Source organism: Streptomyces sp. NPDC029836, assembly GCF_055574495.1.
The window spans coordinates 72,034-88,015 of the sequence record NZ_JBVHZI010000012.1 but is presented as its reverse complement, the minus strand read 5'-3'; the positions used below and the strand labels follow the sequence as shown (position 1 = coordinate 88,015).

Here is a 15,982-nt window from a genome sequence, read left to right as displayed (position 1 = left end):
TCCGCCGCCGAACGTCGTGTGGGCGACAGGACCTTGTCCTGTCGCCCACACGACGTTCGCCCCTGATGCGGGACGGTGGTGCGGGCGGAACCTGGATAGGTCAGGACCCTTCTCGACGTTCAGGATCACGCGATGAGTACCGCCACGCAGCAAGTGCCAGAGGTGCTGGCCGATCCGGCGCAGTACCGCCCCGGCCGCACCATCACCGAATGGACGCCGGAGGATCCGACCTTCTGGCGCACCACCGGCAAGAAGGTCGCGACGCGCAACCTGTGGATCGCCGTGCCGGCGCTGCTGGTGGCCTTCGTGGTGTGGCAGGTCTGGAGCATCACCGCGACGAACCTGAAGGACGTCGGCTTCGGCTTCTCGCAGTCGCAGCTGTTCTGGCTGACCGCCGTACCGGGCATCACGGGCGGCACCGCCCGCGTCTTCTACACCTTCCTCGGCCCGATGATCGGGCAGCGCCGCTTCACGGCGCTCTCCACGGTGGTGCTGATCGTGCCGCTGCTGTGGCTCGGTTTCGCGGTGCAGGACCCCAACACCTCGTACACCACGATGGTCGCGATCGCCGCGCTCTGCGGTATCGGCGGCGCCAACTTCTCCTCCTCGCTGGCCAACATCGGCTTCTTCTACCCGAAGCAGGAGAAGGGCAACGCGACCGGCATCAACGGCGGTCTCGGCAACCTGGGCGTCTCGGTGGTCCAACTGCTGACGCCCATCCTGATCACCGCCTCCGTGCTGGCGATCGGCGCCGGCCAGAAGAAGGGCGACGGCTCGGAGATCTACCTCCAGAACGCCGCCTTCGTCTGGGTGCCCGTCCTGATCGTCCTCGCGGTGATCGCCTGGTTCGGACAGAACGACCTGAAGGTCGCCTCCACCCCCTTCAGCCAGCAGAAGGTCATCTTCAAGCGCAAGCACAACTGGTTGATGACCTGGCTCTACGTCGGCACCTTCGGCTCCTTCATCGGCTTCGCCGCCGCGCTGCCGCTGCTCATCAAGACCACCTTCCCCGACTACTCGGTGGCGACCCACGCCTGGATGGGCCCGGCCATCGGCGCCCTGGCGCGTTGGGCGGGCGGCTGGATCGCCGACAAGTCGGGCGGCGCCCGGGTCACGATCCTGTCCTTCGTCGGCATGGCCGTCTCGATCATCGGCGTGATCACGTTCCTGCCGGCCGGCTCCGACCCGGGCTCCTTCTACGGCTTCTTCCTCTGCTTCCTGGCGGCCTTCTTCTTCTCGGGCATCGGCAACGGCTCGACCTTCCGCCAGATCCCGGTCGTCTTCCGCGGCCAGCACCTGAAGGGCCTGACGGAGGGCACCCCGCAGTACGCGGCCGCGCTCAAGCAGGCGGAGATCGAGTCGGGCGCGGTGACCGGCTTCACCGCCGCCATCGCGGCCTACGGTTTCTTCTTCATCCCGGCGATGTTCGCGAACTTCGCGGTCACCAGCGCGATGTGGGGCTTCGTGGCCTTCTACGCCAGCTGCGTCGTCGTCGCCTGGTGGTTCTACGCCCGCAAGGGCGCGGAAGCCCCCAGCTAGTGCTGTGACCGGAAAGGTCCCCCGGGTCGCGGCGCCCGACCGTGCCGGATGCGGGAACCCGCCCCGCATCGTGGCCGTGGTCGTCCCCGCGGTCCTGCTCGGCGTCCTCGCCCCGGTCGCCGTGCCGTCCCGGAGCGGCCGGGAGCGCCGCCGCCGGGAGCGCCGCCGGGGACCCCGCGCACCCGGGCCGGTCGGCCTCGGGCGCGATGGCGCCTTTCGCCCCCGCCCGGGCCTGGTCCCGCAGGGGGCCGGGAGCGCGGGCGCGCTGGTCCTCGTACCTCACGGGCACACCTGGCGGAGTCGCGCGGACCGACCCCTGGCTCTTCGCGCTCATGCTGCTGCTCCTCTCCGGCCCCCCATCGGTGAGGCCGCTCCGTCGTCAAGCACTCCCTCATGCTGCCGGGACCGGTCACGACGTGCGTCGCGGTATCCACAGGCCTCGCCCCTGTTCGGATGATCTGACTTGTCGGTCCCGATCCGAGATTCTTGTGAATGTTTTCACAAGCGCACGACGGACTTATGGCCCCATCAAATTCCCAGGTCAGGGGGGGTGTGGTGAACCGACGCCCGCAAGCGGCGGGACCTTCGGGCCCCAGCTCGGGACCAACGCGGCCCCAAATGATCGATCAAAAGGCGTGCAATGGAAGCAAGCAACGAGGCGACTGAAGAAGGTGCCGGCCATGACTGCCACCCCTGCGGAAACCACGAAGAGCGCGGAGGCCTGGGACGGCTTCAAGGGCGGTCCGTGGCGCGACTCCATAGACGTCCGCGACTTCATCCAGCAGAACTACACGCCGTACGAGGGTGACGACACCTTCCTCGCCGGCCCCACCGAGCGGACCACCGCCGTGTGGAAGGCCATCACGGACAAGTTCCCCGAGGAGCGCGAGAAGGGCGTCCACGACGTCGCGTACGACATCCCGTCGACGATCACCGCGCACGCCCCCGGCTGGATCGACCGCGACAAGGACCTGATCGTCGGCCTCCAGACGGACGCCCCGCTCAAGCGCGCGATCATGCCGTACGGCGGCTGGCGCATGGTCGCCGGCGCCCTGGAGACCTACGGCTACCCGGTTTCCGAGGACCTGGAGAAGGTCTTCACCGACTACCGCAAGACGCACAACGCCGGTGTCTTCGACGCCTACACCCCCGAGATCCGCGCCGCCCGCAAGGCCGGCATCGTCACGGGCCTTCCCGACGCCTACGGGCGCGGCCGCATCATCGGCGACTACCGGCGCGTGGCCCTCTACGGCGTCGACCGCCTCATCGCCTTCAAGAAGGAGGAGAAGGAGGAGCTCAACGCGCTCCCCGGGGGCCACCGTTCGCTGGAGGAGACGATCCGCCTGCGCGAGGAGCTCTCCGAGCAGATCCGGGCGCTCGCCGAACTCAAGGCGATGGCCGCCTCCTACGGGTGCGACATCTCCGGACCCGCCTCCACCGGCCGCGAGGCCATCCAGTGGCTGTACTTCGCCTACCTGGCCGCGGTGAAGGAGCAGAACGGCGCCGCCATGTCGCTGGGCCGCACCTCGACCTTCGTGGACGTCTACCTCCAGCGCGACATCGAGGCCGGTCTCCTCACCGAGGAGCGGGCCCAGGAACTGGTCGACGACTTCATCATCAAGCTCCGCATCGTCCGCTTCCTGCGCACCCCGGAGTACGACGAGCTCTTCAGCGGCGACCCCACCTGGGTCACCGAATCGATCGCCGGCATGGGCGAGGACGGCCGCCCACTGGTCACCAGGAGCTCCTTCCGGTACCTCCAGACCCTCTACAACCTCGGCCCGGCCCCCGAGCCGAACATGACGGTCTTCTGGTCCCCCCGGCTGCCCCAGGGCTTCAAGGAGTTCTGCGCCCGCGTCTCGATCGACACCTCCTCGGTGCAGTACGAGTCCGACGAGCTGATGCTCCCGCGCTTCGGCGACGACACGGCCATCGCCTGCTGCGTCTCGGCGATGCCGGTCGGCAAGCAGATGCAGTTCTTCGGCGCCCGGGTGAACCTCGCCAAGACCCTGCTGTACGCGATCAACGGCGGCCGCGACGAGAAGTCCGGCGCCCAGGTCGGCCCGGAGACCGGCGCGCTCACCTCCGAGGTGCTCGACCACGGTCAGGTCATGGCGAAGTTCGACGAGCAGATGGAATGGCTCGCGCAGACCTACGTGCACGCCCTGAACGTCATCCACTACATGCACGACCGGTACGCCTACGAGCGCATCGAGATGGCCCTCCACGACCGCGACGTGCGCCGCACCATGGCCTGCGGCATCGCCGGCCTGTCCGTCGCCGCCGACTCCCTCTCCGCCATCAAGCACGCCAAGGTCACGGCCGTCCGCGACGAGACCGGCCTCGCCACCGACTACGTCATCGACGGCGACTACCCGGCCTACGGCAACAACGACGACCGCGTCGACGACATCGCCGTCTGGCTCGTCGAGGAGTTCATGAAGAAGGTCCGCAAGCACGAGACCTACCGGGGCGCCGAGCACACCCAGTCGGTGCTGACGATCACCTCGAACGTCGTCTACGGCAAGAAGACCGGCAACACCCCGGACGGCCGCCGCGCCGGCGAGCCCTTCTCCCCGGGCGCCAACCCGATGAACGGCCGCGACACCCACGGCTACGTCACCTCGGCGCTGTCGGTCGCCAAGCTGCCCTACGGGGACGCCGAGGACGGCATCTCGCTGACCAACACCGTCACCCCCGACGGCCTGGGCCGCACCCCCGAGGAGCGGATCAAGAACCTGGCGGGCGTCCTCGACGGCTACATGGCCGGCGACGGCTTCCACATGAACGTGAACGTGCTCAACCGCGACACGCTCATGGACGCCATGGAGCACCCGGAGAACTACCCGCAGCTGACCATCCGGGTCAGCGGGTACGCGGTGAACTTCGTCCGGCTCACGCGGGACCAGCAGCTCGACGTGCTGAACCGCACCTTCCACGGCTCGCTGTAGAGCCCCGAACCGCGCCGCCCGGGGCCGGGGCCTCACCCCTCACCCCGGCCCCGGGACCGCGCGTCCCACCTCGATCCCACGGACACCGGCCCACTCTGGAGCGCCTGCCATGACCGTCCTCTTCGGTACGAGCATCCCCGTTGGCCGGGCCAACGCCGTCACCACGGGCGCCGTCACCACGGGCGCCGTCACCACGGGCGCCGGCGCCGGCCGGACGCCGGCCGCCGCCGCGACGCAGCGACCGAGCGAGGGCTCGGTGCACTCCTGGGACCTGTCCACCGGCGTCGACGGCCCCGGGACGCGCTTCGTCACGTTCCTCGCGGGCTGCCCGCTCAGCTGCCTGTACTGCCACAACCCCGACACCCTGCGGATGCGCAACGGCAAGCGCACCGCGGCCGACGAGGTCATCGCCGAAGCACGCAAGTACACCCGGTTCATCTCGGCATCGGGCGGCGGCGCCACCATCTCCGGCGGCGAGCCCCTCCTGCAGCCCGTCTTCGCGGGCGAGCTGCTGCACCGGATGAAGAACGACCTCGGCCTGCACACCGCCCTGGACACCTCCGGCTTCCTCGGCGCCCGCGCCACCGACGCCCTGCTGCGCGACGTGGACCTCGTCCTGCTCGACATCAAGTCCTGGGACCGCGCCACCTACCGGAAGGTCACCGGCCGCCCGCTGGAGCCCACCCTGGACTTCGCCCGCCGCCTCGCCGACCTCGGCAAGGAGGTGCACCTGCGGTTCGTCCTGGTCCCCGGGCTCACCGACGCGCGGGAGAACGTCGAGGGCGTCGCCGACTTCGCCGCCGCGCTCGGCAACGTCTCGCGGGTCGACGTCCTGCCGTTCCACAAGCTCGGCGAGAGCAAGTGGGAGGCCCTGGGCATGCCGTTCACCCTGCACGACACCCCGTCGCCCGACGCGGAGCAGGTCGCCGCGGCGAAGGCGGTCTTCGCCGCCCGGGGCCTGACGGCCGTCTGACCGGGCCGGCGGGCGCGCGTCCGGCCGACCCGGCCGACCCGTTCGGCCCAACCACATCACGGGCACAAGAGGCCGAAACGGGACGAACCACCTAGCGTGGTGGCTGTGTCCGAGCCCACAGAAGTCATCGTCGAAGCCCCGCCACCGCCGCCCGGGGTGCCCGGCACCCCGCCGCCCGCCGGCCGGTCCGTCACCGCACGGGCCACCCTGGCGGGCGTCGTCGTGTCGCTGCTGCTCATCGCCGCGATCGTGCTCGGCAGCCGGCTCCTGCGGGACTTCGACTCCGCCCTGCTGCCGTACGCCGTCGCCACCGTCTTCCTGGCCTTCGGCGTGGCCTACCGCTACACGGTGTGGGTCTCGGCGCCCGGTGCGCGCCGCCTCTTCAAGAAGGGGTTCGGCAGCTTCTTCTCGGTCGCCAACTTCAAGAAGGCTCCCACCGCGCTGCCCAGGATGATCGCCACCTACCTCGGCTTCCAGAAGTTCCTCGGCGCCCGCTCGCGCGGCCGTTGGGCCGCCCATCAGCTGATCTTCTGGGGCTGCCTGCTGGCCGCCGCGATCACCTTCCCCCTCACCTGGGGCTGGTTCACCTTCACCTCCGACAGCGGCGCCGGCCCCGGCTACGCGATGCGGATCTGGGGGATCAAGGTCCTCGGCTTCGACTCGCTGAGCATCCTGGGCTGGCTGATGTTCCACGGCCTGGACATCGCGGCCGTCCTCGTCATCCCCGGGGCCTCGTACTTCCTGTGGCGCCGGATGAAGGACCGCGGCGCCATCACCGGCCAACGTTTCGCGTACGACCTGCTGCCGCTGATCTGCCTGATCGTCATCTCGGTGACCGGGCTGCTGCTGACCTTCTCGTCGATCTTCCTGCACGGCGGCGGCTACGAGTTCCTCGCGATCCTGCACATGGTGTCGGTCGTCTTCACCCTCATCTACATCCCGTTCGGGAAGTTCTTCCACATCGTCCAGCGGCCCGCCGCCGTCGGCATGCAGCTCTTCAAGTACACCGGCCGCCAGGACGAGCAGGTCTTCGCCTGCAAGCGCTGCGGGGAGCCCGTCGACACCGCCCCGTACGTGGAGAACCTGCGCGGCACGATGAAAGACCTGAAGCTCGACTTCGACGCCTGGGCCGAATACTGCCCTCGCTGCAAGCGGATGCTGCGCGGCAACGCCTACCTGACCCACGTCAAGAAGGGCTTCAAGTGACCGCGACGGACCCCGCCCGGGCGGCCGGCACGGCCCCGATCCCCCTCGACCCGTCCATCGCCCCGCCCGGCACCCGCAACTTCCGCGACGCCGGCGGCATCCCCGCCGACCAGTGGCACGCCGACCAGAACGGCGAGACCCTCGTCCCCACCCACTGCTGCTTCTGCGGCGTCCAGTGCGGCATGTACCTGCGCGTGGACAAGGGCGGCAAGGTCTTCGGCGTGGAGCCCCGCAACCACGACATCAACCGGATGCGGCTGTGCCCCAAGGGCATCAACGCCTACCAGCAGGTCAACCACCCCGACCGGCTGACGGCCCCGCTCGTGCGCCGCTCGCGGGACGAGGAGTTCCGCGAGTGCTCCTGGGACGAGGCGCTGGACTTCACCGTCTCCGAGGTCCGGCGCATCCAGGCCGAGCACGGCAACGACGCCTTCGGGCTGCTCGGCGGGGCCAGCCTCTACTCCGAGAAGACCTACCTCGTCGGCAAGTTCGCCCGGGTCGCCCTCAAGACCCGGCACGTGGACTACAACGGCCGCCTCTGCATGGTCAGCGCGGCCGGCGCCAACAAGCTCGCCTTCGGCATCGACCGGGCCGGGAACCCCTTCTCGGACATCCTCCTCACCGACTGCCTGCTGATCGCCGGGTCCAACGTGGGGGAGTGCTTCCCCGTGATGACCCAGTACGTGTGGGGCGCCCGGGACCGGGGTGCCTCGCTGATCGTCGTCGATCCCCGCGAGACGGCCATCGCCCGCACCGCCGACATCCACGTCGCCCTCAAGCCCGGCACGGACTCCGCCTTCTTCAACGCCGTCCTGCACGTGATCATCGCCGAGGGGCTGGCGGACGAGGCCTACCTCGCCGCCCACGCCACCGGCTGGGAGGAGGTCCGGGAGAACGTTCAGGACTACCCGCCCGCCCGCGCGGCCGCGATCTGCGGGATCCCCGAGGAACAGGTCGTCCAGGTGGCCCGGACGTTCGGCCGGGCGGGCAACGCCATGGCCTTCCACGCCCGGGGCGTCGAGCACCACTCGCAGGGCGTCGAGAACTGCCTGTCCATCATCAACCTGTGCGTCGCCACCGGGAACATCGGCAAGCCCGGGGCCGGCTACGGAACCATCACCGGACAGGGCAACGGGCAGGGCGGCCGCGAGCACGGCCAGAAGTCGGACCTGCTGCCCGGCGGGCGCTCCATCATGAACCCGGAGCACCGCCGCCAGATCTGCCGGATCTGGGGCATCGAGGAGTCCGAACTGCCCCTCGCCGGAACCTCCATGATGGAGATGGTCTGGCAGATGCAGCGCCGGGAGATCCGCGGCCTCATCGGCATCTGCAACAACCCCTTCGTGTCGCTGCCCAACTACGGCGCGGTCAAGGACGGCTACGACGCCCTCGAATTCCATGCCCAGTTCGACTTCTTCCTCTCCGAGACCGCCACCAACGCCCACGTCGTCTTCCCCGTCACCGTGTGGGCCGAGGACGAGGGCGTCATGGCCAACACCGAGGCCCGCGTCGTCAAGCACAACAAGGCGCAGGAGCCGCCCGCGGGGGTGCGCACCGACACCTGGGTGATGTGCGAGCTCGCCCGCCGCCTGGGCGTCGGCGACAAGTTCGACTTCCCCGGCTCGCGCGAGGTGTTCGAGGAGCTGCGCGTGGCCTCCGCCGGCACCGTCAACGACTACTACGGCATCACCTACGAGCGGCTGGAGGAGACCGGCGGCATCGCGTGGCCGTGCCCGTCCACCGACCACCCGGGCACGCCCCGGCTGTTCGAGGGCGGCACCACCTACCACCCCGACGGGAAGATCCACCTCCAGGTCGTCGAGTGGCACGCGCCGATGGACCCCTACACCGAGGAGTACCCCCTCTCCCTCACCACCGGGCGCACCGTCGCGCACTTCCTCTCCGGCAACCAGACGCGCCGTCTGGGCGCCCTCGTGGAACAGACCCCGAGGCCCTGGGTGGAGGTCCACCCCTCGCACGGCTTCCGCAACGGCGATCCGGTCCGGGTCGTCACCCGGCGCGGCAGCGAGGTGTTCCCGGCCCTGGTCACCGAGGCCATCCGCCCCGACACGGTCTTCATCCCGTACCACTGGCCCGTCCCGACGGCCGCGAACGCCCTGACCATCGACGCCCTCGATCCCCGCTCGAAGATCCCCGAGTACAAGGTGTGCGCCGCGCGCATCGAGGCCGCCGAACGGGTCGACGAGGTGCCCGCGCCGCCCACGGCCCCCGGCCACGAGGCCTACCCGGAGACCCAGGTCTCCCGCACCGACGCCCTGCCGCCGACGTCCCCGCAGGGGCGTGGCACGGCCGAGAGGAGCTGACGCGCCATGATGGGTCGCACGATCTTCATCGATCCGGGCCGCTGCATCGGCTGCCAGGCCTGCGTCTCCGCCTGCCGCGAATGCGATTCGCACCGCGGCAAGTCGATGATCCACCTGGACTACACCGACCCCGGCATGTCCGTCGCCTCCCTCCCGACCGTCTGCATGCACTGCGAGGACCCGGTCGCGCCCTGCGCCGAGGTCTGCCCGGCCGACGCGATCCTCGTCACCGCCGACGGAGTGGTGCAACAGGCCGACACCACCCGCTGCATCGGCTGCGCCAACTGCGTCAACGCCTGCCCCTTCGGCGTGCCGAAGATCGACCTCCAGGCGAAGCTCCAGATGAAGTGCAACCTCTGCTACGACCGCACCGCCTACGGCCTGGCCCCCATGTGCGCCACGGTCTGCCCGACCGGGGCGCTGTTCTACGGAACCCTCGAAGAACTCCGGGCCGAACGCCCCGGCGTACAGGTCGCCGACTCCTTCGTCTTCGGTGACGTCGTCGTCAGCACCGGCGTGGCGATGGTCGTCCCAGCGGACAAGGTCCAGTGGCCCGTTCCCGGCGGTCTGCCCGTCGTCGAGATCAACGGAGTGGATGTCCGATGAGCGTGACCCAGCAGCCCCCACCCGGCCCGGGACCCGGACCCGACGGCCACGGCCACGGCCGCGGACCCGACGGCGACGCCGCGGCGGACCAACTGCGCGATCGGATCAGCGCCGACTCCCTCACCACCCGCCGCGACTACCTGCGGATCGTCGCCACCGTCTCCGGAGGCCTGGCCATCGGCGGGGTCGGCGTCGCCGCCGGCATCCTGCACCGGCACGGCGACAGCGAGACCCTGCCCGAGGCCAAGCGGGTCGCCGACGACCTGCCCCCGGGGCAGTCCGTCGCCTTCCGCTTCCCCGGCGAGGAGGACCGGGCGCTGGCCGTCCGGCTGTCCGACGGCAGCCTCGTCGGCTACTCCGCCGTCTGCACCCACCTGGCCTGCGGCGTCCTCTGGCGCGAGGACCGGGGCGCCGACGGGGAGCTGTACTGCCCCTGCCACGAGGGCGTCTTCGACGCCCGCACCGGAGAGGTGACGGCCGGGCCACCGCCCCGCCCCCTCCCCAGGATCATCCTGACCGAGCAGGCCGACGGCAGCGTCTGGGCCGTCGCCACCGCCCGGTCGGGAGAACCGGCCAAGGAAGCCCTGTGCCGGCAGTTCGGCGAGTCCCGACCGGAGATGGCCCAACGCCTGGGCTGCCCCGCGGCGGCCCGCGCCACGACGACCGGGAGCGGACGGACGTGAGCGAAGCACCCCTGCCCCCGCGCCCCGGCTACCGGCCCGGCAGCGCGGAGCCCCGACTGAACCGCCCGGTGCGCGAGCGGTATCCGCAGATCCGCCCCACGAGCGGCTACGGGGACCCGCGGATCCGGCACACCGGCCCCGGCCCCGGAGCCGGCACCGAACAGGAGCCGGAACGCTCCTCGAAGCTCAACGCGCGCCTCGCCCTGGCCCTGACCGTCGTCATCGGGCAGCTCTGGGCGCTGACCGTCACCGTCAACGAGTGGATGAAGGGAAACACCGGCACGGCCTGGTGGGGGGCGGGATTCCTGATCCTGTCCTTCCTCGTCGTGATCGGTCTGTGGCTCCTCGACCCGAAGGACCGATGACCATGTCCATACCCACGCCCACCCCGTCCGCGGTGCGTTCGCACCGTGCGGAGACCTACAAGCCCGGTGCCACGATCGGGGACTGGCGGCCCGAGGACGACGGCTTCTGGCAGTCCACCGGCCGCAGGGTCGCCCAGCGCAACCTGTGGGTGTCCATCCCCGCGCTGATGCTCGGCTTCGTGGTCTGGCAGGTCTGGTCGGTGACCGTGGTCAAGCTGAACGACGTCGGCTTCGCGTTCTCCAAGTCGCAACTGTTCTGGCTGACCGCCATACCCGGCCTCACCGGCGGCACCTTCCGGATCCTGTACACCTTCATCGGGCCGATCTTCGGCGAGCGCAAGTTCACCGCGTTCAGCACGATCATCCTGGTCGCCCCGATGCTGTGGCTGGGCTTCGCGCTCCAGGACACCGGAACGCCCTACTGGGAGCTGGTCCTCATCGCGGCCGTCTGCGGGATCGGCGGCGCGAACTTCGCCTCCTCGATGGCGAACATCGGCTTCTTCTTCCCCAAACGGGAGAAGGGCAGCGCCAACGGCCTCAACGGAGGGCTCGGAAACCTCGGCGTGAGCGTGGTCCAGCTGGTCGCGCCGCTGGTGGTCACCGCCGCCGTGCTGGGCGCCCCCGCCGGTGGCCCGCAGCACGACGCGAAGAACGACACCGACATCTGGCTCCAGAACGGCGCCTTCCTCTGGGTGCCCCTCCTGGTGATCATGGCGGCGCTCGCCTGGTTCCTGATGAACGACCTGAAGGTGGCCTCGGCCCCGTTCAGCCAGCAGAAGATCATCTTCAAGCGCAAGCACAACTGGCTGATGACCTGGCTCTACGTCGGCACCTTCGGTTCCTTCATCGGGTTCGCCGCCGGCCTGCCCCTGCTGATCAAGAACAACTTCGAGTCCCAGGGCTACCAGGCCACCACCTACGCCTGGATCGGCCCGTTCATCGGCGCCCTCATGCGCTGGGCCGGCGGCTGGCTCTCCGACCGCATCGGCGGCGCCAAGGTGACCATGCTGTCCTTCGTCGGCATGGCCGCGGCCCTGGTGGTCGTGATCTACGCACTGCCGCACGGCGACGACCAGGGCAGCTTCTGGGCCTTCTTCATCGGCTTCCTGGTGGCCTTCGCCTTCTCCGGACTGGGCAACGGCTCCACCTTCCGGCAGATCCCGGTGATCTTCCGGGACCAGCACATGCGCCGGGCCGAGGGCCAGGGCCCCGAGGCACAAGCGGCCGCCATGAAGCAGTCCGAGATGGAGGCGGGCGCGGTCACCGGCTTCTCCTCCGCCATCGCCGCCTACGGCTTCTTCTTCATCCCCGCGATGTTCGCCGCCATGGCGGTCACGAACGCGCTGTGGCTGTTCATCGGGTTCTACGCGACCTGCCTCGCCGTGTGCTGGTGGTTCTACGCCCGCAAGGGCGCGGAAGCCCCCAGCTGACGAGCGGCGGTACGGGTACGGGGAGCACCGCGAGTGGTACCGGGAACGGAGGCGGGGTCGGCGGCCGGGACGGGGGCCGCCGACCGGGCGGCCGTACCCTGGAGGCATGAGCACCGCCCGCGCCTCCGAACCGCAGCCCCCGCAGCCCGAGACCGAGGCGCAGTCGGCGGAGCCCGAACCGAAGCCCGCGCCGTCGAAGCCCGCACCGGCCAAGCCCGCGCCGCGCCTGGTCTTCGACGACCCGCTGGACCAGCAGTCCTCCGACGACTCGGACCGCGGCTGGGGCGAACGGGCTCCCGCCGGCGGAAGCGCGGCCGACCTGGCCCGCTTCCTCGACGAGAAGCCCCCGCACCACATCTGATCCGCCGCGGCGGTCAAAAGGCGTCGCGCGACCCCGGCGCCCCGGGGGCGCCCCCGCCGTTCGCGCCGCCCTGTGCGACGAGCGCGTCCCGGATCTCCTTGAGGACCTCCAGCTCGGTGATCTCCATGGTCTCCTGCACGCCCTCCTTGGCCTTGCGGCGCGCTTCCTGCTTGGCGAGGTACTTCGCCATCGGCAGCACCATCAGGAAGTAGACGACGGCAGCGGTGATCAGGAAGGTCAGCGTGGCGTTCAGGACCGAACCCCAGAGGATCTCCACGCCCGTCGGCTGGCCGTCCTTGCCGATGCCACAAGGGTTCTTGATGCAGGACTTGTAGACGTCCAGGTTCTTCGTGCCGATGGCGCCGATGACCGGGCTGATGATGCCCTTCACGAGCGAGTTCACGATGTTCGTGAAAGCGGCGCCGATGACGACCGCCACCGCCAGGTCGACGACGTTGCCGCGCATCAGGAAGGCCTTGAAGCCCGCCAGGACGCTCTCCTTCTTCTTCTCGCTCACCACTGAGCCTTTCTTCGCACCTACGGAACTTGGAGCCAACGGTTCCGAAAGCTACGGCAGTCCGGGCCCGGCGTGTCCAATCGCTGCCCTCCTTGAAGTGACTTGACTGCTCGCCCGTGCGAATCGGCGCCGCGCGAAACGGAGTCGTGCGAAGCGCCCGGCGGACCGGCGAGGTGCGGATCAGCACAGCGTCACCGCCAGCTTCGCCACCGTGCCCGCACCGACGAGCGCCCGCGCGGTGTCCCGGGGTACCGACAGGACCACCAGCGCCCCGCCGTCCCCCACGTCCCGCTCCGCGCGCGGGACTTCGGTCACCCGCGCCCCCGCAGCCACCACTCGGGGCGGCCCCGCGCGCTCCGCCGCCACCACGTCCACCCGGTCCCCGGGCCGCAACAGCCCCACCGTCGCCGCGTCGGCGATGCGCACCGGGGCGGAGACCATGCGCACCACCGCCTGCGGCGGTTTCACCTCGGGCGGCGGCGCGCTCCGTGCCGCCCGGGCCTCCGTCCCGCCGACGACCAGCGCCGCCGCCGTCACGGCCAGCCCGGCCGAGGCGGCACGCCGCCGACGCCGCACCGCGCGGCGCAGCCGGCCCCCGCCCCGCCCCACGCGCAGCGGGGGAAACAGCGGAACGGGGCGCGCGGGGGGACACGGGGAAGCGGGAGAACACCCGGGGACGGAGGCGACCGCGACAGCCGGGGCGCCCGCAGCGACGGGCAAACAGGCAGCAGCCGGCGAACACGCCGACGGCGAAGCCGCGAGGGAGGTCGGGAGCGAGCCGCGGAGGCTCGGGGGAGTGGTCCTGGACATGGTGGGGCACCGCCGAACTGATCAAGTTCCGGTGTCCGGGCGGGCGCCCGAACACCCCTCACGATCCGCCCCGCCACCGCATCCCGCTCCGCCCTGTGGACGGTCCCCAGGCTGTGGACAACCGCGTCACCCGGACGAGTGGGCCTCCCGGACGAGTGGGCCTCCCGAGCCGGCTTCACGTCCCGGACCGCCTCAGTACGCCGAACCGGCCCGATGCCCCGGACGCCCCGGCCCCCTCACGCCGTGGCGGCGGGCCGCACCGTGCAGGCCTCGGTGAACCCCTGGCTGGTCATGCCGAAGGCGCTGTTCACGCGCGAGCGGAAGTTCTCCAGGGCGACCATGGCGGTGAGTTCGACGAACGCCTCCTCGCCCAGCAGCCCGATCAGCCGCGCCGCCAGCTCGTCGGTCACCGTCGGCTCGGTCTCGGTCATGGCCTCGGCGTACTCCATGACGAGCAGCTCGGTCGCGGTGAACACCTCGCGGGCCTCCCGCCACCGCGGCACCCGCTCGATCTTCTCCGGCGACAACCCCAGCCCGGCGCCGGCCCATTGACCGAAGTCCATGCACCACGAGCAGTTGACCCGCGCCGCGGTGGCCATGACCGCGAGGTGCTTCAGCCCGGCGTCGAGCTTGTTCCACTTCGCCGCCCGCTGTTCGAGCCGGACGTACGAGAACAGCACGCGCGGGTTGTGTCCGTACGCCAGCCCCGGCTCCAGCACCTTGCCGTAGGTGCGGCGCGAGTACCAGGTGGCGATCCGTACGAGGAGCGTGCGCGGCGGGGTGAGCGAGATGCGCGGCATGATCGGCCTCTTCCGGTCGGGGGCGGGTGATGGCCGCCCGTTCACCATGGAGACAAAGGCACCGCGCGGAACGTGACACCTTCCGCGAAATCCCTTCGCGGCGAAATGCGGCCCCTACCAAAACCCGGCCCCGAACCCGGCCCCGGCCCCGCACCCGACACCCGTCCCGCCCGGCCACGCCCCCGCCCCCGCCTACGGCAGCTCGATCCCCAGGTCCCAGCCGTCGTGGGCGTGGGTGCACAGGCAGTCGCGGGACTTCGTCTCCGGCAGCGCCTTCACCGCGTCGAAGAGGACCTCGCGCAGTCGGCCGACGTTCTCGCCGAACACCCGCAGGACCTCGGTGTGGGACACGCCCTCGCCCGTCTCGGCGCCCGCGTCCAGGTCCGTGACCAGCGCCATCGAGGTGTAGCAGAGCCCCAGCTCGCGCGCGAGGACCGCCTCGGGGTGCCCGGTCATGCCGACCACCGACCAGCCCGCCGCCGCGTGCCAGCGGGACTCGGCGCGGGTGGAGAAGCGCGGCCCCTCGACGACGACCATGGTGCCGCCGTCCACCGGCTCCCAGTCCCGCCCGCGCGCCGCCGCCAGGGCCACGGAGCGCCCGACCGGGCAGTACGGATCGGCGAAGGTGGTGTGCACGACGTTCGGGACGGACCCGTCGGGCAGCGGTTCCCCGTCGAAGAAGGTCTGGGCGCGGGACTTCGTACGGTCCACCAGCTGGTCGGGGACGAGCAGCGTGCCCGGCCCGTACTCCGTGCGCAGGCCGCCCACCGCGCAGGGGCCCAGCACCTGGCGGACGCCGACGGAGCGCAGCGCCCACAGGTTCGCGCGGTAGTTGATCTTGTGCGGGGGTACCGTGTGGCTGCGCCCGTGCCGGGGCAGGAACGCCACCCGGCGGCCGCCCAGCTCGCCCAGGTACAGGGAGTCGCTCGGGGGCCCGTACGGGGTCTCCACCCGGATCTCGGAGACGTCCTCAAGGAAGGAGTAGAAGCCCGATCCGCCGATTACACCGATCTCTGCATTCGCCATGCCGTCACCCTAGCCGGGGACGCGCAAGGCCCCGCCGCCCACAGGGGCGACGGGGCCTTACGGAAGACGTACGAGGTCAGGCGGCCGACGTGGAGCCGGCGCTGCTGCCCGAGCCGGACGAGCCCGCGGACGACGAGGAGGACGACGCTGCCGGGGCGGCGGTCGCGGTCGTCGTCGACGCCGGCTTCGCGGCGGGCGTGCTGCTCGACGCGGAGCCGCGGCTGTCGTTCCGGTAGAAACCGGAGCCCTTGAACACGATGCCGACCGCGGAGAACACCTTCTTCAGGCGTCCGTCACAGCTCGGGCACACGGTCAGTGCGTCATCGGTGAACTTCTGCACGGCCTCAAGGCCCTCACCGCACTCGGTGCACTGGTACTGATAGGTCGGCAC

General features: G+C 70.7%; 15 protein-coding genes. 10 read left to right on the top strand and 5 right to left on the bottom strand.

Going from position 1 to position 15,982, the window contains the following annotated elements; translation table 11 throughout:
- Window positions 1-132 precede the first annotated feature (132 nt).
- The 10 genes from ACZ4XJ_RS29000 (at window position 133) to ACZ4XJ_RS28955 (ending at window position 12,438) form a co-directional block, all read left to right on the top strand.
- Window positions 133-1,539: a NarK family nitrate/nitrite MFS transporter gene (locus ACZ4XJ_RS29000; protein ID WP_468497925.1), complete on the top strand. Its 1,407-nt coding sequence runs from the start codon at window positions 133-135 to the stop codon at window positions 1,537-1,539.
- Between the two features lie 680 nt (window positions 1,540-2,219).
- Window positions 2,220-4,490: a formate C-acetyltransferase gene (gene pflB / locus ACZ4XJ_RS28995; protein ID WP_468497924.1), complete on the top strand. Its 2,271-nt coding sequence runs from the start codon at window positions 2,220-2,222 to the stop codon at window positions 4,488-4,490.
- 109 nt (window positions 4,491-4,599) lie between these two features.
- A complete protein-coding gene (pflA, locus tag ACZ4XJ_RS28990; RefSeq protein WP_468497923.1) occupies window positions 4,600-5,463 on the top strand; it encodes a pyruvate formate-lyase-activating protein in 864 nt (287 codons plus the stop codon).
- 105 nt (window positions 5,464-5,568) lie between these two features.
- On the top strand, window positions 5,569-6,669 hold the full coding sequence (locus tag ACZ4XJ_RS28985) for an MFS transporter (RefSeq protein ID WP_362877716.1): 1,101 nt from the start codon (window positions 5,569-5,571) through the stop codon (window positions 6,667-6,669).
- A complete protein-coding gene (locus ACZ4XJ_RS28980) occupies window positions 6,666-8,993 on the top strand; it encodes a molybdopterin oxidoreductase family protein (protein ID WP_362877715.1) in 2,328 nt (775 codons plus the stop codon). Before ACZ4XJ_RS28985 ends, ACZ4XJ_RS28980 begins: the two co-directional genes overlap by 4 nt.
- A gap of 6 nt (window positions 8,994-8,999) precedes the next feature.
- Window positions 9,000-9,599 carry a 4Fe-4S dicluster domain-containing protein gene (locus ACZ4XJ_RS28975; RefSeq protein WP_362877714.1) on the top strand — a complete coding sequence of 200 codons (600 nt, stop codon included), beginning with the start codon at window positions 9,000-9,002 and terminating at the stop codon, window positions 9,597-9,599.
- Window positions 9,596-10,282 (top strand): QcrA and Rieske domain-containing protein, encoded by a 687-nt coding sequence (locus ACZ4XJ_RS28970; RefSeq protein WP_468497922.1) that lies wholly within the window; start codon window positions 9,596-9,598, stop codon window positions 10,280-10,282. Before ACZ4XJ_RS28975 ends, ACZ4XJ_RS28970 begins: the two co-directional genes overlap by 4 nt.
- Window positions 10,234-10,647: a hypothetical protein gene (locus ACZ4XJ_RS28965; protein ID WP_468497986.1), complete on the top strand. Its 414-nt coding sequence runs from the start codon at window positions 10,234-10,236 to the stop codon at window positions 10,645-10,647. Before ACZ4XJ_RS28970 ends, ACZ4XJ_RS28965 begins: the two co-directional genes overlap by 49 nt.
- A 2-nt stretch (window positions 10,648-10,649) precedes the next feature.
- Window positions 10,650-12,077 carry a NarK family nitrate/nitrite MFS transporter gene (locus ACZ4XJ_RS28960; RefSeq protein ID WP_468497921.1) on the top strand — a complete coding sequence of 476 codons (1,428 nt, stop codon included), beginning with the start codon at window positions 10,650-10,652 and terminating at the stop codon, window positions 12,075-12,077.
- 106 nt (window positions 12,078-12,183) lie between these two features.
- Window positions 12,184-12,438, top strand: a complete 255-nt coding sequence (locus ACZ4XJ_RS28955) for a hypothetical protein (RefSeq protein ID WP_362877710.1) — start codon at window positions 12,184-12,186, stop codon at window positions 12,436-12,438.
- A 13-nt stretch (window positions 12,439-12,451) separates the two neighbouring features.
- Here the strand turns inward: ACZ4XJ_RS28955 and mscL are convergent, their stop codons facing one another.
- The 5 genes from mscL to ACZ4XJ_RS28930 all read right to left on the bottom strand — a co-directional run bounded on the left by mscL (window position 12,452) and on the right by ACZ4XJ_RS28930 (window position 15,982).
- A complete protein-coding gene (gene mscL, locus ACZ4XJ_RS28950) occupies window positions 12,452-12,955 on the bottom strand; it encodes a large conductance mechanosensitive channel protein MscL (RefSeq protein ID WP_468497920.1) in 504 nt (167 codons plus the stop codon).
- Window positions 12,956-13,135: 180 nt separating this feature from the next.
- Entirely contained in the window at window positions 13,136-13,564 is a 429-nt protein-coding gene (locus tag ACZ4XJ_RS28945; protein ID WP_468497919.1) for a hypothetical protein, read from the bottom strand.
- A gap of 437 nt (window positions 13,565-14,001) precedes the next feature.
- Window positions 14,002-14,565, bottom strand: coding sequence for a carboxymuconolactone decarboxylase family protein (locus ACZ4XJ_RS28940; RefSeq protein WP_362877707.1), 564 nt, complete (start codon window positions 14,563-14,565; stop codon window positions 14,002-14,004).
- A 192-nt stretch (window positions 14,566-14,757) separates the two neighbouring features.
- Complete coding sequence (locus ACZ4XJ_RS28935; RefSeq protein ID WP_362877706.1) at window positions 14,758-15,591, bottom strand: S-methyl-5'-thioadenosine phosphorylase; 834 nt, start codon at window positions 15,589-15,591, stop codon at window positions 14,758-14,760.
- Window positions 15,592-15,667: 76 nt separating this feature from the next.
- The gene (locus tag ACZ4XJ_RS28930; protein WP_362877705.1) at window positions 15,668-15,982 is read right to left on the bottom strand and encodes an FmdB family zinc ribbon protein; all 315 of its coding nucleotides are present in this window, start codon (window positions 15,980-15,982) and stop codon (window positions 15,668-15,670) included.